This window comes from Aminobacterium sp. MB27-C1 (assembly GCF_030908405.1).
In the GTDB taxonomy this organism is placed as follows: Bacteria; Synergistota; Synergistia; order Synergistales; family Aminobacteriaceae; genus Aminobacterium.
The window spans coordinates 295396-316176 of the sequence record NZ_CP133089.1 but is presented as its reverse complement, the minus strand read 5'-3'; the positions used below and the strand labels follow the sequence as shown (position 1 = coordinate 316176).

The window sequence follows — 20781 nt, the reverse complement described above, 5'->3', positions numbered from 1 at the left end:
CGCTGATATTAACGTAAAATAAAACCCCGTTTGGGAAAATATCCCAAACGGGGTTTTTTCTTTACTATTTCTCTGAAAAAATTGAAAGGGGAACACTTAAATGGATAGCCGTTCCGCGACCAGGTTCACTTTCAATTCTTAAATTTCCTCCGATCATCATTGCCCTTTCTTCCATGCTAATAAGACCATATGAACCTCTTTCAGCAGCTTGCATTCGTTCTTTTTTTACATCAAAGCCTCTACCATCATCTGAAATACGAACCCTCATAACATCATTTAATATATCGATTCGAACAGAAACCTCTCTGGCTTTTCCGTGAAGAAACGCATTAGCAACAGCTTGATGGATAATTTTGAAAATAGGCCTTCTAAATGAAAGGGGAACTTTACGTTGATCTCCCTCAATACGAACACAAACCTCTGGTCCTCCGGAACTCCAAACCTGTTTTGCCAAACGATCAAGAGCTGAATCCAGGCCTTCTGAAAGCCCTGTCGGGTTAAGTTGAAAAAGAAGAGCGCGAATATCACCTAAAGCTTCCTGAATCTGATTTCTTGTTTTTTCCAACTCAGAAACAGCCTCGTTAATATCCCCACCCTTAATATACTCTTGGGCTGTCTCTAGTTGTAATACGGCACTTGAAAACCGTTGTACTGGACCATCATGCAAATCTCGTGCCAAGGCCCGACTCTCTCTTTCAGCTAACTGACATGCCATCTTCATACTATTCAAATCGTAATTTTCACTTGCCCCCAACGCTTCGTCAATATTAGATGAAATAAATTCCAGAGCTACCCTGAAGCGGTTAGCAACATGTTCACTACGTTCAAGGAAATTCTCAGTTCTTCGTTCTTCTCTATCAAGATCGTCTCGCATCCGACAAAGGCTTTTTTCTCTTTCTTCAAAAGCCCCTCTAATTTTCATAAGATGAGCTGCTCTATTATAAGCATCCTGCTCACACTGCTTATTGTTGGACCTGGAAGCTTCCATCAGCTCCATTCTTGATTTTCTATATTCTTCTTCAGCATTTTGAGAGGCAATAATGACATCCTCTAACTCTTTCTGCAAGCTGGCACGTTTCATCCTCACTTCATGCAGGTGCTCTAATTCATCTTCACGAAGTGAAGCTATGAAATCAAGACTCTCCGTAAGGGTTTCACTTACCTTCTCTTGTACTTTTTGTAATTTCACTGGTAAACGTCCATTTTCCATAAATGTTTCATTCTTCCTTTCGGTCTGTCTTCAGACGTCTTCGCTCTTCCTTGCTTTCATACATTCTGTTATCAGCAATCTTCAACGCTTCATGAAGAGAGAAAGAGTCTTCCGGAACAGTTGCTATACCAAAATCAGCAGAAATCTCACTCTCAACACCTTTTATACTAAGTAGTGTAAGATTACGTTGCAAACGTTTTATAAGATAGATTGCCTGTTCTTTGCTGGTTCCTGGTAATATCAAGAGGAACTCGTCTCCACCAAATCTACCAGCTATATCACCAGCTCGAATAGAATCACCCAAGAGAGAAGCAAAAACTTTTAAAACTTTATCTCCAGCAATATGACCATACGTATCGTTGATCTTCTTAAAATCAACCATATCAACCATAACCACACTAACCACTTCACCATTTCGTTCGTACCGAGATTGCTCTTCTGCAAGGCGCATCGAAAGGAAACGACGATTCCAAAGTTGAGTTAAATCATCAACAAGTGCCTTTCTTTTCATATCTTCGAAAATTTTCTGCAAAGCTAAAAGAGCTCCCAAATGACGAGAAAGAATCATAAAAAAGTCTTCATCGCTTTTTTCAAAGGGGCTATTCCTCTCTATTGAAATAACAGCGTAGACTTCCCCTCCGAATATAATAGGAACGTCAAGTTGGGATGTCGTATTTTTAGAAGAAAGATTAACGTAATAAGGAGACTTTTTAAGATCCGGTGTATTAATAATCTGCTCTAGCTCTACACATCGAGCAACCTGACCACCTCCAATATCATGAAGCCTTTCTGAAAAATGGTCTAGATCAGACATGCCCACAAAATTAGAGGCTAAAGCCCTAAGGAACGGAGGCTCTACCTCTTTCTTTTCTACAGCAAAAATTGTTACTTTCTCATAACTAAAAACAGAAGTCAACATTCTCATGACATGATTAGAAACTTGTTTAAAACTTGCCTTTTCATTGGAAAGAGACTGAACTATATCAAGAAGAGCCTTTAAACGATTAACTTCAAGATTAAGACATCTGAAAGATTCTATATTTTCCAACTCAAGTGCTAAATGAGTAGCTATAACACCTAAAAACTCCTGGTCTTGATGGGTAATTCCACCAATTTTGTCATCATCGACAGCAATTGCTCCCCAGGTTCCATTGCTAGAAAGCACAGGGATAATAAGTTCTGAGCGAACATCATTATCGAGATTAACGTAAAGAGCGTCTTTAGAAACATCTGTCGCCAGATAAGGTTTCCCTGTTTCTAAAACGTAAGTTAAAATACCCCGTTTAAGACCTTTTATATTTTTACATTCTTCAGGAAGTTTCCCAACCCACGACTGAAGGGACATTTCTTTAGAAAAGCTTCGACGAGAAAATACATATACATTTTTATATCCCAATCTCTGCGAAAGTTGCTGTGAGACAAAAGGAAATAATTCTTCAACGGAGTGACAATATGACATCCCTTGTACTATATCGAAAAGATCCCGAAATTTCTTAATCAAAAGCTCTAGATTCGTCTTCTGCTCACGTGTTACATCAAGAGCGCAAGATAAAGCTTTCTGCGCAGAAAGATATGCTCTATTCGTTTGCTCGAGCTCTTTAATGTTATTCTCCAGTTTCTGCTCCGCCATTAAATGCGAGAAAATTTCTCCTAAAATGGCTGCAAAAAATTGTAAGTTATTTACATCGCTAGAAGAAAACCGCCCTAACTTTCGTGATTCCACATTAATAACGCCATTTTTTTCACCTCGCCAAACAATAGGTACAGTCAATTCTGAACGAGCACCAGGTAATCCTTCCTTATAAAGTGGATTTACCCTTACATCATCTACAACTATCGGTTTACTTGACAAAAACACTCTGGAACAAATATTGTCTCCAAGGGGAAGAGTTCCATTGGGATCAACCCCTTCTCCTGTGTACTCATCATGCCCACTCATTAATCGAAAAAACTTATTTTTTTCATCGTAAAGAGCAATAGCAGGAGCACAATCAGGCAGAAGACGGCGAACTAGTTGCAGGGCAGGAACACACGCCTCTTCTACAGATGAAGTGGAACCAACCTGCTTTATGCAATCAAGAAAGACAGAAGCTTTTCTCGATAATTTCCGTTTCAGATATTCTGTAATGCCGTACATAGAAAAAATCATGGCATATAATGGAAGAGCTGCTTGTAAAGGGAAAACGTCTAAAACAACATAAGCAGGGAGTGATATAGAAGCAAACAGAAACATTATCCCAGCTGCTCTTTTTGTCCCGTATATAGAAACAGCAGGGAATAAAAGAAGGAGGACTGCTGGGAAAAGACATAAAGAATACAAAGTTCCTTTCCCTAAAAAAAGACCTGCAGCTGAAGCTAGAAGAAAAAGGATTCCGCCCCACCAATCTTGCAAAAGACTACCTCCAAGGTGGTTATTTTATTTCAGTTTATACTTTATATTCTAACATTACTACAGAAAAGATCGTTAAGTAAAATTTAAATTTTAGTAAGGAGGAATGCAGCGTGGCAACTCTATCTCTTTTCGGCGCTGGGAGCTGGGGAACAGCCCTCGCCAATGTCTTGGCCAACAATGGACATGACATTTGTTTATGGTGTCGACGACGGGAGCAAGCTGAATATATCAATACAAATAAAATGAACCCCGACTATCTAAAAGATATACCTTTGGCTCAGAATATTCATGCTACATGGGATATGGAAGAAGCCGCCACACGATCATCTTTTTGGATCATGGCCATTCCGACACAATCAGTACGGGAAATACTTTCATCCCTAAAAAATTTTAACACTCCATATTCAGTATGTAATGTAGCAAAAGGGATAGAAATAAAAACTCTTAAACCTATTAGTGAGATCGTAAAAGAATTCTATCCAGATGCACTTTACGCTGTACTCTCCGGTCCAAGTCACGCAGAAGAAGTTATCAAAGGACTCCCTACTGCAACAATTGTAGCCTCTTCTTCTTTTGAAACAGCACAATCTTGGCAAAATTTATTTAATGCCCCTTGCTTTAGAGTGTATACTGGCAATGATGTAGCAGGAGTAGAAATCGGAGGAGCTGTAAAAAATGTAATAGCAATTGCATCAGGAATAGGAAAAGCAATGAATCTTGGAGATAATGCCACAGCGGCACTTGTCAGTCGAGGGCTCGCGGAAATAATGAGACTCGGAGCAAAATTGGGAGCCCACCCACTTACATTGGCCGGACTTGCCGGTATCGGTGACTTGGTAGTTACGTGCTATAGCTTCCATTCTCGAAATTTCAGACTCGGCAAGCTGTTAGGAGAGGGCAAATCCCTTGATGAAGCTAAACAAATCCTCGGTCAAGTCGCAGAAGGAGCTTTTACTGTCCGGGCCGTTATTGATTTGGCCAAAGAGCATCATGTTGAACTCCCTATTGCTGAAGCAATATACCGTTTACTCTATGAAGGAACCTCTCCACGAGACGAACTTGAAAATCTTCTCACTCGTGATCCTAAGCCAGAGTATCCACCAGCTATTTTCTGGTCATAAAATGGGCACAAGTTGCCTTGTCAATTAAAGTATTATATAATCCGCCTTGTGAGGTTTATCTCAATACAGAGGGGGTATACATGATGGCAAAAGCAGTCGTAGATAAAGATGCATGCGTTGGTTGCGAAACATGTGTAGGGACTTGCCCTGTAGAAGCTATTTCTATGGTTGATGGTAAAGCTGAAGTCGATGCAGATACATGCATTGAGTGTGGCAGCTGTGTTTCGGTTTGCCCGGTTAATGCCATTTCCCAGTAAAGAAGGAACCTGCGGTATCGTATTTATAATGTTGCAGGATACAGGAGAATCCTTGGGGTTCTCCTTTTTTTATTGGTCTATGATATAATGATTAATTGTGTACTTAATTTATTTTGGAGGGAAAAGGCATGTCTACCGGTCACCAATCTTTCTTTTCGCGATTCTGGAAAACCGAAACAGCTGGCAACTCCCTTCCGGCCCTCAAATCTTCTTCACATCAAGAGAGGGACCGAAAAGACCTCTTAGAAGAATTTATACAAAGAGCTAGGGACGAAATAGCCAGTCTCGATGTTATTGCAGAGGACATGAATCTTCTTATTACAGATAACGCAGCTTCAATGGATGTCATATCTGAAAATGCTAATGGACTCGCCCAAGGAGCTAAAGAACTGGGAGCGCTAGCTCAGGAATCTGACCAACAACTGAAAGAAATGACAGAAGCATCTCGTCAAACAGCAACCCTTATAACTGATATGGCAACCCAGGGGGAAACGATACGCCATCTCGCTGAAGAAAATAGAACGCTCACCTCTCGATCAGAAACAACAATACTCGCCGTAGTTGATGCAACTGCCTCTGTAGCTGAAGCTATAAAACAAATGCTCTCCGTTAGCGAAAACATTGGTAATATTGTCAAAGCTATCTCAGGAGTTGCAGATCAAACCAATCTATTGGCCCTCAACGCAGCTATAGAAGCAGCAAGAGCTGGGGAAGCCGGCCGAGGTTTTGCCGTTGTTGCAGATGAAGTAAGAAAATTAGCAGAAGAATCTGCAAAAGCAGCTACACAAATAGGGAAATTAGCTCAGGCCATTCAAAATTCCGCACAAGACGGATACAGCAAAATCAACACGGCAGAAAGTGCTGTTCAGGATGCTCAAACGCAGTCGCAAAAAAGTCGAGATGGTCTTGATCATATGCTTAACGAAGTAACAGAAATTTTACAAAAACTGTCAAGTGCCAGTTGTTTTGTTCAAGAACAAGTAGCATCAATAGAAAACGTTTCTGACGCTATTGGACAGACGACAGAGCTAGTAATTGATCAGTCGAATAAACTTTTTTCAATTAACACATCAATTCAAGAGCAAACAACAACTGTCGCTGCGAGCACAGAACACCTTGCAGTTCTTGAAAAAAAAGCATCATCCCTTCAAAAACATTCCTTAGTTGCTTTCAGCAGTACAACAAATACCCGTATCGATAGAATCAGAGAAACAGGATACCTCTCTGTAGGAATAGATCATTCAGATTGGGGACGTTTCCATTTTTGGAATGGTGAAACTGTTAGAGGACTCGACGTAGATTTGGCGCACGCCATTGCAACAAAACTCGGAGTAAACCTTAAAATTGTTCCGTTAGAATGGGGAAATGGTGAGGAGCAAACCATCACAGGCATTTGGAAAGATAGACCTTGGCCCAATTGTGATTTAATCATTTCGCCTGTTACGAAAACTCCTGAACGAGCAGCTTTTGTTACTTTCTCCGTGTGGTATGTCGCAAGTGGGCAACTGGCAGCGTCATTAGAAGAAAAACATCTTTCTGGACTTTCCGATTTGAAAGGACGATCCGTAGGTGTACTAAAAGGGAAAACCGGAGAAGTCGTAGGTCGAAAGACCTTAACAGAAAGCAGAATATTAAGTCTTCCTACATGGGATGAAATAATTAACCAGCTTACACATAAAAAAATAGATGCATGTATCTTAGAGACACCAGTTTACCTTGAATATGCATCAAAAATACCATCGTTGATTCAAATCGGCACTCAACTTGCAAGAGAACATTTTGGTGTAATGATGCCTAAAGATGTCTCACCTGGCGTTAAATCACTTGTCGATGGAGTTATACAAAAAGAAAGAAACGCTCTTTTTACAACGTGGTTCAAAAAGAAATAGAAGAAGCCAAAGAGGAGGCTTGCTTGTGAAAACCTTCTCTTTGGCTTCTATTGTTTGTTTTCCCTATTTAACGATTATGGCCAAAAACACCAAAGGATCTTTATCCACATTTACAAGGCTATGTTTTTCACCTCTAAATGTCAGAGTTACATCTCCAGCTTTTACTTCATGAAAAGAACCATCGTTATCTTCATAGCGTCCCTTGCCTTTTAAAATTACATAACACTCTTCATCATCTTCGTGAAAATGTGTTCCTATAGAGGCCCCAGCCTCCAAAGTCATTGTACCTATCATGTAAAAAGAGCTACCAGAAAACCCCGTCCCTTTGGGAATGGCATAGAGACAATGTAATATCCCCTCTCCATCAGAAGCGTTACATTTTTGTTGCACCTGCTGCTTGTCTTTATAAATAATCATGCCTTCCTCCCCTTTTCGCTGCTTTCAGAAATATGAGAAATCAGAATAGCCAATTGTCCTTTTTGAGGAACAAAATAGCTCAGAGTCATCGTGCAATTTAAAAGCATACTATTAAAACTTAAAGTTTGCGGTTCTCCTGTCTCAATAACATTTTTCATCGCATTTTTAAAAACTAAATCTTCTACGGAAAACACATCCAAAAGGGAACGCCCCACTATATCACCATACCCTTTTTTCTCCAAAAAAAGTCTGGCCTGTTCATTGATTTCTATAAAACGCACATCTGCTAACTGCCCTAATTTGTCATACAAGACATCAAAAAGCATAAAAGGTTCTTGAAGCTGTAAAAAAAGTCGTTGATACTTCTCTCTATCTTGATGAAGCATTTCATAGGCAGCATCCCTATCTTTAAGGCTTGAAAGCATCTCAGCAAAAAGGTTGAACAGGGATAATTCATCTTTAGACCAATTAAAATAATTTTCTATTCTCTCGAAAAGGATAAATCCGTTCACCTCTCCACGAAAACGATAGGGAATGACAAGAAGAGACTCTACGTTATGTCGTTTCATGAAGTTTAAGGTATGTATGGCCTCCCGAGGCAAAATATTCTTATTTTCTATGGAAAAAGCTTCTCCCCGATCAAGATTGGCACAAAACCATGAGTCCGAATTAAGGAGAAAAACATCCTCATCTCCATCATAAAACGCCTTCATTGGGGGGATATCTCTTCTGCGCCATTCCGAGGAAAAAGAAATTTTTCCATGACGTTTGACAAGATATGAAACTCTGTCTGCATCAATATACAATGCCATTTTATGAAGTGAACTACGAATAGCGTTTTCTAAAGAAGGGTAATTCAAAATCTCAGCTGATATTTCTGAAACCATCTGCTCAACTTTCAATTTTCGTTTTAAAAGAGTTTCTCCCCGTTTCTTTTCTGAAATATCCGTATAAAGATAACATATAGCAACAATACCACCAGGCATTGTCACCGGAGAAGAGTTCAAGAAAACATCGATAATTTGACCATCTTTACGACATCGTTGCGTTTCCAAAAAAACTTTTTTCCCATTAAGAACCATTTGGCAAATGGACAAAGACTGGGCCATATACTTTGATGGGACAATAAAGTCACTTACGGATTTTCCCATAATTTCATCTTTGCTAGAAAAGCCAAACATATGAACAAAAGCATCGTTAACTTCCATTGCCTTTAGAGAAGGATCCAATATGGCAATTCCTGCAGGCGAACTCTGAAAAATTCTCTCAAATTTTTTCTTTTGCAACTCTAATTCAAAAACACTTTGCTTAATAGATGAAACATCAAGAGCTACAACGTGAACATTCGTATAATCAGTCCTCCCATAAGGGACCGACCACCGAATCAAGACGGAAGCAGAAGAAGTTCCATCGGGAAGGGTAAGGAAAATATCCTTTTCAAAAAAACGTTCTCCTTTTAAGAGAGCTTCGAACAGAGCAATATTAAATATTTCCCCTTCGCTTGAAAAAGAACTTTGAAAAAGAGATTGCAATTCATGAACAGAAGAGACGCTAAAAAAGTCTAGGGTTCTGCTATCTGCATCTACAATGCGAGAAAGGGCTATGCAAGCATGAAGGATATGGCGATTTTCAAGCAAAAACGTATGTATACTTTTTTTTGAATCAATAGGAAAAATTTCTTCCAAAAATTTTTTTTGAACAGAAAAATCCTGAGTCCACACAGCTATAGGCATAACATCCTCACTTTCTCCAGACATGGATTTTTGACGTAGAGAAGGTAAAGATTTATCGAACTCCGGAAGAAGGTTTGTTATAAGTGATCGAACTTTTCCCTCTTCAATGGGGGGGAAAAGAAACATTCCCCCCTTAATTTCCCGAGCTAAACTATATGTTGCTTCACTAAAACAATCGACTACAAAGGCAACTCCCATCAAAGAAAGCCGCCCTAACTGTTTAATCAATTCTATTTTTTCTACGTCTCTAGCCAAAGACAGACCTACAAAAACAATAAAAGGAGACCCCTGTTTTGCTAATAATAAAGCTTCTTTTAGGTCAGAAACAACAAGCACAGCATATCCCCACTCATAAAGAATTTGCTCTAAAGATTCCTCTCCTTTGAGATACTCTTTAACAAGCAATACCATTCCCTTTTGAGGATACGCTACTGATCCGTTCATCTATGCTCCTATTTTTCTAATTGAGATTCAATCCTTTTATTCCTGAAATAAAGGCACGTATCAATACCTACCATAATAGCATTTAATCCATATAAAATGAGAATCCAGCTAAAACCTTCATAATCTAAGACCACATGCACTATACCTGCCGCATACCCTGTTAAAATAATAAAAAGGAAAGAAAGACTCTTACCTCCCGTACTTTTAGATTTCCATGACTTACAAATCGATGCAGGCCACGCCAATCCAAAACAAATCACCATAAGCGCTTCGAAAATCTTACCAATCATTTGTAACCATCCTCTCAAATACACATTAAAAAGACGCGCATATAGCGCGTCTTTTTATACTTTGACTAATAATTAATCAAGAAAATCTCTTAATTTTTTACTCCGGCTGGGGTGCCTCAATTTTCGTAAGGCCTTTGCCTCTATTTGACGAATTCTTTCCCGCGTAACACCAAAACGTTTACCAACTTCTTCAAGTGTATATGAACGTCCATCTTCCAAACCAAAGCGATATTGAAGAACCTCTCTCTCCCTCTCTGAAAGAGCCTCTAACATTTCATCTATTTGTTCATGAAGCAAATGACTTGCTGCTGATTCTTCCGGGCTCGGTAAATCCCTATCCTCAATAAAATCTCCAAGTTGGCTATCTTCTTCTTCTCCAATGGGTGTTTCAAGAGAAACAGGCAGCTGGGCAATACGTCTGATTTCTTCAACTTTAGAAGCTTCGATTTCCATCTCGGCCGCTATTTCTTCATCTGACGGCTCCCGCCCCAGTTTTTGAACGAGCTGCCTCGAAACCCTTACCATTTTATTTATTGTCTCCACCATATGAACTGGAACCCTGATTGTTCTTGCCTGATCGGCAATGGCACGAGTAATAGCCTGACGTATCCACCACGTCGCATAAGTACTGAATTTAAAACCTTTTCGATAATCAAATTTTTCTACAGCACGAATAAGTCCCAGGTTCCCTTCCTGTATTAAATCAAGGAATAACATTCCACGCCCGATATATTTTTTTGCAATGCTCACAACAAGGCGAAGGTTAGCATCAATGATCTTCTGCTTAGCCACTTCACTACCTGCCTCCACCTGCTTCGCCAATGCAACTTCCTCTTCTGGTTCTAGAAGGGGAACTTTTCCAATTTCTCGCAAGTACATGCGGACAGGATCTGTCAATGGTATATCATCAAGTTTACCTATTTCACCATCGACAGAGGGTTGAGCAAGAGCTTCTTCTTCAGCTATATGCTGCCCTTTTTCTTTTCCTTCATCATCAGTTACTTCAATCCCCATCTCCATAAGATTTGCTACAACATTCTCAAGTACTTCCGCACTCCAAAATTCTATGGGGATGTATTTTTCAATATCTTTTTGGGTCACATATCCCTTATTTTGTCCCTCTTGAATAAGTTCTCGCACCTTATTCATATAAACAGCAAGCTCTTCTTTTGTAACGTCTCTTTTAGTTTGCTTTTTTTTGTTCTCCATAAAGAGAGTAATCCTCCTCTGGTTTTATTGCATAGACATATTATACCTGCTCTTTCTCAAGCTATAAAGCGCAAAAAAAGAACAGGCCAGTTAACTATCCTTGCCTGATCTGACTTTAGATTAACTCTACAATTAAATATATCGTGATATTATATCATATATGAATGTTCGCAAGTAAAACACAAACCAGTTGTTGTATAATAATTCAAACAGAACCAAATTGTTGTTGCTCATGCTTACCTCTAGTTCATCCTCCCGCATATTAAATTCAAGACGAGTATCTATTCATATTTTTTATTTTGTTCTTTTTGTTCAAAAATTTACAGAGCCTACAGAGCCTATGGAGAACAATAAAGCTCGCTTTTTAAGAGTCTTGTTATGAACAAAAAGATACACTTATGAACAAAATTTTCAAAACATTGCCTTTTATTTATTCCAAGTTAGCATTAACAATCAATAACCTTCAATATAAAAACTTCTGATGCAGTATGCAGTTTGCACCTTGACACGTCGTTCAAAATTCTATAACCACCATACAAAAAAGAGATTTCGTTACACTTTTTCAGCGTTTTTACAATGCAGCCATCATAAGAAAATTCATGGGAATGAATTTGTACTCAAATATCATAATAATGAAAGAAGGATGGTTAAGGTGAAAAAGTTACGCCCTGGAATACTTGTAGTCTTTACGGTTCTCCTTGTCTCTTTTATGTCTCTCTCTGCCTGGGGTTGCACTGACATAGTGGTAGGGAAAAAAGCCTCTGCTGATGGATCCGTTATTACGTCCCATACCGCAGATGGCGCTTTTTATGATGCAAGAGTTCGTACAATACCGGGGAAAACCTTCCCTGCAGGAAGTAAGGCCGATGTCTTTTGGAATATTGGAATGGATGAAGACTCTGAACCTGTAAAAATAGGAGAAATTCCTCAAGTAGAAAAGACATACACTTATTTTCATGTAGGTTATCCTTTCATGAATGAGCATGGGGTTGCTATTGGTGAAACTACTATTGGACAAAAAGAAGAACTAAAAACTTTTCGTCCTGATGCACGTGCGATACTGACAATAGAACAACTGGAAATTCTTGCACTACAAAGGGCTAAAACAGCCCGTGAAGCCATTAAAGTTATTGGCGAACTTGCAGAAAAATATGGATTCCTTCCTTCTTGCGGCACCGAAGGAGAATGTCTAACGATTACAGATTCAGAAGAAGCCTGGATTTTTGAAATTCGTAGCGCAGGATTTATGTGGACTCCAGATAGTGGCAAGCCAGGTGCTGTATGGGCTGCACAGAGAGTTCCAGATGATTGTGTTGTTGTCGTCCCTAATATGAGCCGCATTAGAGAAATTAACATCAATGACAAAGACAACTTCATGGCTGCCAAGAACTATAAGCAATTGGCTATTGATAACGGCTGGTATGATCCTAACGGTGATAAGCCCTTTATTTGGCAAGAAGCTTATTCTCCTCTCACTGGAAATGAAGATTGGTCTTTATCGTCTATGTGGATACGTAATAGGCTTTACACACTTTATAGCCAGCTAGATCCAACTAGAGAATGGGATCCTTATGCAGAAACCATGTCTTATCCCTTTGCAATTAAACCTCAAAAGAAACTTTCCGTACAAGATGTAATGACAATGTTACGTAGTCATATGGAAGAAACTCCTTTCGACATGGAAGCAGAAAAAGCATGGTATGTCCGAGAAGGAGACAAAATGGTAAAAAGTCCTCTTGCAACGCCATTTGTAACAAAAGATATGCGAAACCTCTTAAAAATCCCTTATAGCAGACCTATTTCAAAATGGGATTGTGCTTATAGTTTTGTTTCACAGGCTCGATCTGGTTATCCCGCACCTGTAAGAACGGTACTTTGGTTTGGTTACGATAACCCACATACTACATGTTACGTTCCGATCTACTCGGGTGTTCTTGAAACAAGACAAAGCTGGAGAACTTTTGATCGTAACTCCTTTAACCTTAGCTCTGCACAGTGGGGATTCATTTTAGCTGATGATCTCGTGAATCACCGCTATCAAGAAGCTATGGAAGACTTAAAAGCAGTAAGAAATCCTTTGGAGCAAAACTTTGCAAAACAAGTATTAGAAGTAGACAAGAAAGCCCTGGAACTCGCTAAAAAGGATTCGTCTAAAGCACAAGAATATGTAACTAAATTTACAAACGAATGCATGGAAAAAACAGAAAAGGCATGGTGGCAACTTAATTGGGATTTAATAACAAAATATAACAATAACAGGAAAAAATAGCATTTCGTTCTTTTTTGTTCTTTTTGTTCAAAATGCCGCATAGCTGGTAGAGAACGATAAAGCTTGCTTTCCAAGAGGTTTGTTATGAACAAAAAGATACACTTGTGAACGAAAAAATCAAAAATATTGTTCTTTCTCAATGCTCAAGTTAAGGTATGCACAGACAAACGCGATTTTGGTAACAAAGTCGCGTTTATTTTTTAAGGAGGGGAAACATCATGAAAATGAATCTAAAAACTTCCCTACTTTTAGGAGTGGTCTGTCTCTTTGCCATTCTTAATGTAGCTGGAGCTGGTATAGCAGCAGAAACACCCACTGTTGAAGCTCCTATTATTGTAACAACCTGTGGACAAAGCCCAGGTGCGGTAATGGTAAAGATGTCTCTTATGCAAGCTAAGCTGGCACCTGTAGAGAGTAATAATACCATTGCAGCAAGCGAGTTAAAGGGCAAAGGTTACAAGACTCTTATCGTGACTACCGGTACAAGCGGCAAAGGAATGGGTGCTGCAGGCACTAACGTCAACAAAGAAATAGCACGATGCAAAGAAGTTATTGAAGCTGCAAAAGCCGAAGGGATTATTGTTATTACTGCCCACGTAGAAGGAATGGCTCGTCGTACAGATAGTGCCGACCAAGCTTCTATAGATGAAATCATTCCCCTTGGAGATGCAATACTTATCGTTACAAACAGTAATACCGATGGTTATTTTACAAAATTAGCCGAAGAAAATAATAAACCTCTGATTGAAGCCAAAGATGCTCTTGCCATTGGCACAAGCTTGAAAGAGTTAAGCAAATAGTTATTTTTTCAAAGAGCCCTCGGTTGTAACCGGGGGCTTGTTTTCTCTACAAAAGAGATTAAGGAAAGGAACGACTCAGTCATGTTCACACACTCAGTAGTAATTTTATTAGTCATAGCCGTGGCTTTCATCATTCCGAAAGTCATGAAGCTGAGCACGGAGCTTTCGATGTTCGTAGCAGCCTTGGCAGGAGCTGCCGCCCACTCCATCATGCTCAGCGTAACGGGAAGTCCCCACAATCCCGTGGCCCTTCTTCCCATTCGTCACATTGTGGAAGGCGCTTTCACCTACTTTGATGTCTGCCTCATTTTTCTCACGGCTACCTTCTTCATGGCCCTTCTTCGGGAAAGTGGCGGCGTCGCCTTTATTGTTCGGAAGATCGTTTCGACCTTCCATTCAAGACGAACCATCTGCCTTTTGCTGCTCACCTTCGTGTTGCTTCTTCCCGGAGCCCTGACCGGTTCCGGTGCAACAACGGTTCTTACCGTAGGAGCCCTCGTCGGTTCTGTTCTGGCTGCCATGGGTGTCGATGAAACGAAACGGGCGGCCATCATCTTTTTAGGAGCAGCCATGAGCGCTGCCGCTCCTCCTATCAACCTCTGGGCCATGATGGCTGCCGCTGGTGCCAACATGCCCTACGTGGGATTCGGCAAACCGCTGTTTGTCCTTTCCGTTGCCGGAGCGCTCTTCTCCATGTTCTGGCTTGCAGGACGAGGAACGAAGAAGATCGATCTCGACCAGGCTCTGGCCAATCTTCCGGAAGCGCCGGAAGGACAAAACTGGTTCAGAGTTCTTGCCCCATTCATTCTGCTGTTGGCTTGCGTTATTGCGGGACGAATCTGGTTCTTCTCACTGCCCGTACTGGGATTGCCCCTGCTCTTCATGGTCGCTTCTTTCGCAGTGGTGCTTCTCAGCCCGCGCAAACTTCAGTTCTGGTCTATCGCCTGTTCCACCGTTCACGGCCTTCTTCCTCTCGTAGGCATCATGGTGGTTGTAGGTGTACTTATACAGATTATGGCCCTGAGCGGAGCGAGAGGGCTCATCTCCCTAGCGGTGGTTACCCTTCCCCTGGGAGTGCTCTACCTCACCCTCTGCATTATTCTGCCCCTCTCTGAGGGACTGGTGCAGTATGCTGTTGCTCCGTTGCTGGGCGTACCGCTCATCATGCTCTTCAACATGCGCGGTCTCGACCCCATCATCGCCTTATCGGCCATGGCGGTCATATGGCCTCTGGGAGACTGTTTGCCGCCAACCGCCGTCGTGGGACGGGCCACAGTTATGGAACTGGGGTATAAGGGACGGTATTTCGGGGATTTTGTGAAAGCCTGTCTGGTGCCCATGGCCTTCATCGCCATCTTGGGAACGCTCTTTCTCATCTTCAGCACCAGACTGTCATTTCTTGGAGGCTAGAGAATCATGATATTGGCAAATACCATCATTATGTACCTGTATTACGCTATGGTCCTCTTCTTCGGAGGCGCCATACTCTGCAACTTCATCAAGACAAGGAATGCCCAGGAAGCAGTGCTCTACAGCATTGTGCTCATGCCCTTCGTGCTGAGAATCCTTCGGCTGAAGTAGGAAGAGGGGTGAAGAGAAGATGAAGGGAAAACTGAATGGCATCAAGATACTTTCGTTGGTCGTAGCCCTTGTTTTCGTGGCTATTGCCGGACGGGAGTTTTACGGACACCGACATTTCAAGGAACCGGTAGTTCCCTCTCCCTCACTTACTGAGGTGAAGAAACTCTCAGACTACGAACCGACGTTGAAGGGAACGCCCAACGACAGCAACGTCTACATTTTTGACAGTGGTGTTCCTGGCGGAACGGCTCTGCTTCTTGGAGGAACCCACCCCGAGGAGCCGGCGTGCAACCTCGGAGCCCTTCTCGTCGCCGAGAACGTGAAGGTGGAGCAGGGACGGCTCATCGTCATTATTCGGGCGAACCGAAGCGCTTCTACATGCACTCGTATGGGCGAGGCCTACCCCACGTACTACTACGTGAAGACGCCGTGGGGACAGAAGCAGTTCCGTATGGGCGACCGCTGCACCAATCCACTGGACTCGTGGCCCGATCCCGAAGTGTATATCCACTATCCCAGCCGTCAGATGTTGGCCTATATGGATATCAGAAACCTGAACAGAACCTGGCCGGGTCGACCCAACGGCGCCCTTACAGAGCGAACCACCTGGGCCATGACCCAGCTCATTCGCCAGGAGAAGGTGGATATCGCCGTGGATCTTCACGAGGCCGAGCTTGAATATCCGGTGGAAAATACCATCGTAAGCCATGAGAAGGGGCAGGCCGTAGCGGCCATGACATCCATGACCCTCACCGCCGAGCTTTTCGAAGTGCCCCTGAGCATGGAGTTTTCACCCAAGGCCCTTCACGGCTTGTCTCACAGAGAGATCGGCGATCATACCGACGCCATGTCTCTTCTCGTTGAGGTCGCCGAACCCATGCTTGACCGTATTCGTGGCATTACCGACGAATATCTGCTCATGACGGGCCGCGATGAGTTTGTTATGAAGGCGGGGGAACACAAGCTCCTCTACGCTCCTATCGACGAGCGGGGCTGGCCTATCGATGTTCGGGTGGGACGCCATTCCTCCACATTCCAGAAAATGCTTGAATTTTATTCTCTTACAGCCGTTGATCGCCCCGTTGTCATCTCTGGGGTTCCAGGCTATACGGAAGTTATAGAGAACACGCTGGGCACCTATATGAAAAACCCTGAGGATGCACCAGCTCAAAACATCTACTACGATTAAGAGGGGGTGAAATCTCGTAAACATCTGATCTTTTCTATGTCAACTGGTTTACGAAGTAGTGGCAACACAAAAAAAGGAGGGAAAGTGTATGAATTCTAAAATGCTTAAAGTAGTAACAATAGCATCTCTTGCAGTCTTCCTTGCCGGATCTGTGGCATCTGCATGTACCACAATCCTCGTAGGAAAGAAAGCTTCTGTCGATGGCTCTGCAATGGTAACCCATACATGCGATGGTTGGTATGATAACCGTGTCAGAGTCATTCCCGGTGCAGCACACAAAGAGGGAGAAATGACGCCCGTTTATAAAGAGATATGCCATGGCACACGCCCTAACAAGCCTCTTGTAAAAGTCGGCGAAATTCCTCAGGCGAAAGAAACATACACATATTTCCATGTGGGTTATCCTTTCATGAATGAACATCAGGTTATCATGGGAGAAGACACTTGGAGCGGACGTGACGAAAACTACTGCGAAAATGGCTGGATGATGATTGAGCAGCTTGAAGTGTTTGCTCTTCAACGCGCTAAAACAGCCCGCGAAGCCATTCAAATCATGGGTGCCCTTGCTGAAAAGTACGGCTATGGTGACGGCGGAGAGACCCTTAATATCGTTGACGGCAAAGGCGAAGCCTGGATGTTCGATATTTGCGGACCTGGTCCCCTTTGGACACCTGAAAGCGGTAAGCCCGGCGCTGTCTGGGTTGCCCAGCGTGTGCCCGATGATTGCTTCACAGTAACCGCTAACCGTTCTCGAATCGGCGAAATCGACTGGAACGACAAAGAAAACTTTATGTATTCTTCCAACATCAAAGAATTCGCAAAAGATATGGGTTGGTGGAAAGAGGGAGAGAAATTCGTCTTCCACAAAATCTATAACCCAGAACCTTACGGAACTCCTTACTATCAGCAGAGACGTGAGTGGAGAGTCATGAGCCTTCTTGCACCTTCCCTTAAGATCGCAGAAGATGCTGCTGAGATGTATCCTCTGATGGTAAAACCCGACAAGAAGATTTCTGTAAGAGACCTTATGACTGTTAAACGTGACTACCTTGAAGGAACACGCTTTGATCTTACAAAGGGAATGGCTGCTGGCCCCTTCGGAACACCAAACCGTTACCCCACCCCGAAGAGCGTTCGTCCTGAAGATAAACAGGGCGTAGACTGGACAAGAGCTATTTCCATGTTCCGCTGCTCTTACAGCTTTGTCGCTCAGGCTCGTAGCTGGCTTCCCGACGCCATCGGTGGTGTTCTGTGGTTTGGAGAAGATGCTCCTCACTCCACAGTCTATATGCCAATTTACGCCGGTGTCACATCTCTTCCCAAGAGCATAACCGACGGTAAGCGTGCAGAGTTTGATAGAAATTCCGCTTGGTGGGCATTCAACTTTGTTTCCAACTGGGCAGATCTTAAATTCAGCTACATGATTAAAGACATCAAAGAAGCTCAGAAAGCTTACGAAGATGAATTCTTTATGTATCAGTCAGTCGTAGATAAAGAAGCTGTCGCTCTTTACAAAGAAAGCCCTGCAAAAGCTAAAGCCTATCTTACCAACTACACCAACAACAGCATTAATAAAGTTGTTGAAGGCTGGTGGAACCTGGCTTGGACTCTTGTCGGCAAATATTCCGACGGCTACATCACATCTCCTGATGGTAAACAGCAGTCTGTAGGTTACCCCACAGATTGGCTTAAGACAGTTGGTTTCGGCGAAGAAGAATCTGAACCTAAAAAATAGCACTAACGTAAATACGTAAAGAAGTAAGGGGCTGTCAATTAAGGCAGCCCCTTTTTTATTTCGATCCGATATAATTTTATCTTACCCTTTAGCTAACTTTGCAATCATGCTAAGAGGAGAAGGAAAAGGCACTTCTGGAGACGGGCCAACTGCTTCTCGCGTCTCTTCGAATTCCATTTCATATAGGAGACGACTAATCTCAAGTTTTAAAGGATCATCTGTCTCGTAGGGAATTGAAAAACGCCGATACCCAAACTGTTCGGCAAAAAATCCTAATTCCCGGTTCCCCTTCTCTTTTCTCATTGCCTCAAGAAACTGAGCGAGAAAATCTTCATCGTCAAAAAAAGGAGAAGAACTAACGAGAACAATTGCTTTAAAACTCCCCAGAAGCATAGATCTGCTCCAAAAGTTACACAGGGAAACTCCAGCACGTATAGCTCGATTCCCATCTGTTTGCCGCGCCACTAAATCCTCCATCAAAGTTGAGTAACCAAAAACTGCTGTGAATCCCAAGGTCAGCCCTCTTGCACGTCCAGGAATAATCATGCAATCTCGAAGAAAAGGACCTGCAAAACCCATGCGGGGACTCGAGAGGCAAAAAAGCTCACTTCCTAGTGATAAAGAAAGAGATGCTAATGTAACAAGTTCACCGCTATAGAGATGGTTCACCGATATAGGGCGGTAGTCAATTCCCAAAGGCAACCACGACGCAATATCCATATCAAGATTGACATTCCAGTATGGAAGGTTATTCATAGCTTATATACCTCCTTCCCGGGAAACAATTTGTATAATATATCGCATCACTCGTTACCCTACAAGCGCGGAATTACCTGTCTGTTATACTTTAAGAAACTCTTTGTATTATGGAGGTTTCAGATGGCTTATGAATCAACTTTCCTTGAAAAAGAATCTATTCTGAAACTGATTCCCAAGCTATCTTTTCCCGCCATGGTAGGAATGATCGCTCAAGCTCTCTATAACGTTGTCGATGCGATCTTCGTAGGGCGGGGCGTTGGCATGCTGGCTATTGCTGGAATATCCATTGCATTTCCAATTCAAATGGTAATCATGGCAACAGCACAAATAATTGGTGTGGGCAGTGCTTCTATTATCTCACGAAGTCTCGGAGAAAAAAATAGAGAAAAAGCAGAAAAGACTCTTGGAAACCTTATGAGTTCAACCTTGCTGCTTAGCGCTATAGCCGCATCTTTCGGACTTTACTTTCTTGAACCTATCCTCCGTCTTTTCGGAGCAACAGATGCTATTCTTCCTTTTGCCGCCGCGTATATGAAGATTCTATTCGCAGGATCTGTTTTCTTTGCCTTCTCAATCGCATGCAATAATGCAGTACGAGCAGAAGGAAACGCAACTTTTGCTATGCAAACCATGCTTATTTCAGCAGGAGTAAATGTCGTTCTCGATCCTATTTTTATATTTATCTTAGGCATGGGGATTCAAGGAGCAGCGATAGCAACCGTAATAGCTCAAGCCTCAACAGCACTATGGCTAGGATTATACTATCTTAGAGGGAAGAGCGATGTCCGTTTTTCCTTACGTAATCTCAAACCCCAATTCAACATTTTATCTGAAGTAATAGCTATTGGCCTTTCCGCTTTTCTCAGACAAGGAGCAGCAAGTCTTTCACTCGTAGTTATAAATCGACAGCTCGCTTTTTGGGGAGGAGATGCAGCAATTGCCGCTATTGGAATCTTACTCAGGATAACTCAATTTGCTGTTATGCCCATCTTTGGAATAGTACAGGGACTTCTTCCTATCGTCGGCTACAATTTTGGTGCAAGGCTCTTTTGTCGGGTTACGACAGCAATGAAACTCACAATAGCCATTTCTACTTTTTTATGTTTTCTTTCTGCCGCTCTTCTCTATTTCATGCCAGAGACACTCATCTCTTTGTTCAGCACCAACAGAGAACTTCTCCCCTTGGGCATTACAGCATCTAGGTATATGGCTATAGGTTTCCCTTTTATAGGATTTCAAGTTATGGCTTCTGGACTGTATCAAGCTATAGGAAAGGCTGTACCTGCTCTTTTTCTCTCTTTGCTTCGTCAAGTATTACTATTAATACCACTGGTTCTATTTCTCCCCTCCATATATGGTCTTCAAGGAATTTGGAAGGCCTACCCCATTTCTGATGTTTTAGCAGCTATAATAACTCTGATTCTATATAGGCGGGAAATGCAACGTCTTACAACGCTTTGCTCAGAAAGATTACGATAAAGAAAAG

The 20781-nt window shown here is 42.1% G+C and carries 17 protein-coding genes; 10 read left to right on the top strand and 7 right to left on the bottom strand.

Translation table 11 applies throughout. From position 1 onward, the window contains the following. Positions 1-64 precede the first annotated feature (64 nt). Both RBH88_RS01455 and RBH88_RS01450 read right to left on the bottom strand, forming a co-directional pair. Positions 65-1210: a sensor histidine kinase gene (locus RBH88_RS01455; RefSeq protein WP_213701405.1), complete on the bottom strand. Its 1146-nt coding sequence runs from the start codon at positions 1208-1210 to the stop codon at positions 65-67. Positions 1211-1217: 7 nt separating this feature from the next. Continuing rightward, on the bottom strand, positions 1218-3602 hold the full coding sequence (locus RBH88_RS01450) for a diguanylate cyclase (protein ID WP_213699884.1): 2385 nt from the start codon (positions 3600-3602) through the stop codon (positions 1218-1220). Between the two features lie 110 nt (positions 3603-3712). Between RBH88_RS01450 and RBH88_RS01445 the strand changes: the two genes are divergently transcribed. From RBH88_RS01445 to RBH88_RS01435, 3 genes are all read left to right on the top strand, one after another. Further along, the gene (locus RBH88_RS01445) at positions 3713-4723 is read left to right on the top strand and encodes an NAD(P)H-dependent glycerol-3-phosphate dehydrogenase (protein WP_213695863.1); all 1011 of its coding nucleotides are present in this window, start codon (positions 3713-3715) and stop codon (positions 4721-4723) included. Positions 4724-4806: 83 nt separating this feature from the next. Continuing rightward, positions 4807-4980 (top strand): DUF362 domain-containing protein, encoded by a 174-nt coding sequence (locus RBH88_RS01440; RefSeq protein ID WP_213691112.1) that lies wholly within the window; start codon positions 4807-4809, stop codon positions 4978-4980. Positions 4981-5108: 128 nt separating this feature from the next. Continuing rightward, complete coding sequence (locus RBH88_RS01435) at positions 5109-6869, top strand: methyl-accepting chemotaxis protein (protein WP_213691113.1); 1761 nt, start codon at positions 5109-5111, stop codon at positions 6867-6869. A 63-nt stretch (positions 6870-6932) separates the two neighbouring features. On the opposite strand, the gene RBH88_RS01430 is transcribed toward RBH88_RS01435, so the two are convergent. The 4 genes from RBH88_RS01430 to rpoD form a co-directional block, all read right to left on the bottom strand. Continuing rightward, a complete protein-coding gene (locus RBH88_RS01430; protein WP_213691114.1) occupies positions 6933-7286 on the bottom strand; it encodes a cupin domain-containing protein in 354 nt (117 codons plus the stop codon). Beyond that, positions 7283-9463, bottom strand: coding sequence for a PAS domain-containing protein (locus RBH88_RS01425; RefSeq protein ID WP_213701406.1), 2181 nt, complete (start codon positions 9461-9463; stop codon positions 7283-7285). Before RBH88_RS01425 ends, RBH88_RS01430 begins: the two co-directional genes overlap by 4 nt. An 8-nt stretch (positions 9464-9471) precedes the next feature. Then, complete coding sequence (locus RBH88_RS01420; RefSeq protein WP_213690880.1) at positions 9472-9753, bottom strand: PQ-loop domain-containing transporter; 282 nt, start codon at positions 9751-9753, stop codon at positions 9472-9474. Positions 9754-9825: 72 nt separating this feature from the next. Further along, entirely contained in the window at positions 9826-10962 is a 1137-nt protein-coding gene (gene rpoD, locus RBH88_RS01415) for an RNA polymerase sigma factor RpoD (RefSeq protein WP_213690879.1), read from the bottom strand. Positions 10963-11614: 652 nt separating this feature from the next. Between rpoD and RBH88_RS01410 the strand changes: the two genes are divergently transcribed. The 6 genes from RBH88_RS01410 (at position 11615) to RBH88_RS01385 (ending at position 18536) form a co-directional block, all read left to right on the top strand. Next, positions 11615-13231, top strand: coding sequence for a dipeptidase (locus RBH88_RS01410; protein WP_307879796.1), 1617 nt, complete (start codon positions 11615-11617; stop codon positions 13229-13231). Positions 13232-13449: 218 nt separating this feature from the next. Beyond that, entirely contained in the window at positions 13450-14031 is a 582-nt protein-coding gene (locus RBH88_RS01405) for a DUF6305 family protein (protein ID WP_213690877.1), read from the top strand. Between the two features lie 81 nt (positions 14032-14112). Next, positions 14113-15441: a C4-dicarboxylate ABC transporter gene (locus RBH88_RS01400; protein WP_213695936.1), complete on the top strand. Its 1329-nt coding sequence runs from the start codon at positions 14113-14115 to the stop codon at positions 15439-15441. Between the two features lie 6 nt (positions 15442-15447). Further along, a complete protein-coding gene (locus tag RBH88_RS01395) occupies positions 15448-15612 on the top strand; it encodes a hypothetical protein (protein WP_213691305.1) in 165 nt (54 codons plus the stop codon). Between the two features lie 19 nt (positions 15613-15631). Then, on the top strand, positions 15632-16801 hold the full coding sequence (locus RBH88_RS01390; RefSeq protein ID WP_307879795.1) for a succinylglutamate desuccinylase: 1170 nt from the start codon (positions 15632-15634) through the stop codon (positions 16799-16801). A gap of 88 nt (positions 16802-16889) precedes the next feature. Next, complete coding sequence (locus tag RBH88_RS01385; RefSeq protein ID WP_213691303.1) at positions 16890-18536, top strand: dipeptidase; 1647 nt, start codon at positions 16890-16892, stop codon at positions 18534-18536. Positions 18537-18617: 81 nt separating this feature from the next. Here the strand turns inward: RBH88_RS01385 and RBH88_RS01380 are convergent, their stop codons facing one another. After that, positions 18618-19292, bottom strand: a complete 675-nt coding sequence (locus RBH88_RS01380) for a hypothetical protein (RefSeq protein ID WP_213691302.1) — start codon at positions 19290-19292, stop codon at positions 18618-18620. Between the two features lie 123 nt (positions 19293-19415). Between RBH88_RS01380 and RBH88_RS01375 the strand changes: the two genes are divergently transcribed. Next, entirely contained in the window at positions 19416-20774 is a 1359-nt protein-coding gene (locus RBH88_RS01375; protein WP_213691301.1) for an MATE family efflux transporter, read from the top strand. Positions 20775-20781: the final 7 nt, after the last annotated feature.

What these genes read in the sequence shown, in the direction of transcription:
- RBH88_RS01455 (WP_213701405.1), bottom strand. Translation starts at nt 1,210, where the DNA reads ATGGAAAATGGACGTTTACCAGTGAAATTACAAAAAGTACAAGAGAAG.
- RBH88_RS01440 (WP_213691112.1), top strand. Translation starts at nt 4,807, where the DNA reads ATGGCAAAAGCAGTCGTAGATAAAGATGCATGCGTTGGTTGCGAAACA.
- RBH88_RS01435 (WP_213691113.1), top strand. Translation starts at nt 5,109, where the DNA reads ATGTCTACCGGTCACCAATCTTTCTTTTCGCGATTCTGGAAAACCGAA.
- RBH88_RS01430 (WP_213691114.1), bottom strand. Translation starts at nt 7,286, where the DNA reads ATGATTATTTATAAAGACAAGCAGCAGGTGCAACAAAAATGTAACGCT.
- RBH88_RS01425 (WP_213701406.1), bottom strand. Translation starts at nt 9,463, where the DNA reads ATGAACGGATCAGTAGCGTATCCTCAAAAGGGAATGGTATTGCTTGTT.
- RBH88_RS01420 (WP_213690880.1), bottom strand. Translation starts at nt 9,753, where the DNA reads ATGATTGGTAAGATTTTCGAAGCGCTTATGGTGATTTGTTTTGGATTG.
- rpoD (WP_213690879.1), bottom strand. Translation starts at nt 10,962, where the DNA reads ATGGAGAACAAAAAAAAGCAAACTAAAAGAGACGTTACAAAAGAAGAG.
- RBH88_RS01405 (WP_213690877.1), top strand. Translation starts at nt 13,450, where the DNA reads ATGAAAATGAATCTAAAAACTTCCCTACTTTTAGGAGTGGTCTGTCTC.
- RBH88_RS01400 (WP_213695936.1), top strand. Translation starts at nt 14,113, where the DNA reads ATGTTCACACACTCAGTAGTAATTTTATTAGTCATAGCCGTGGCTTTC.
- RBH88_RS01395 (WP_213691305.1), top strand. Translation starts at nt 15,448, where the DNA reads ATGATATTGGCAAATACCATCATTATGTACCTGTATTACGCTATGGTC.
- RBH88_RS01390 (WP_307879795.1), top strand. Translation starts at nt 15,632, where the DNA reads ATGAAGGGAAAACTGAATGGCATCAAGATACTTTCGTTGGTCGTAGCC.
- RBH88_RS01385 (WP_213691303.1), top strand. Translation starts at nt 16,890, where the DNA reads ATGAATTCTAAAATGCTTAAAGTAGTAACAATAGCATCTCTTGCAGTC.
- RBH88_RS01380 (WP_213691302.1), bottom strand. Translation starts at nt 19,292, where the DNA reads ATGAATAACCTTCCATACTGGAATGTCAATCTTGATATGGATATTGCG.
- RBH88_RS01375 (WP_213691301.1), top strand. Translation starts at nt 19,416, where the DNA reads ATGGCTTATGAATCAACTTTCCTTGAAAAAGAATCTATTCTGAAACTG.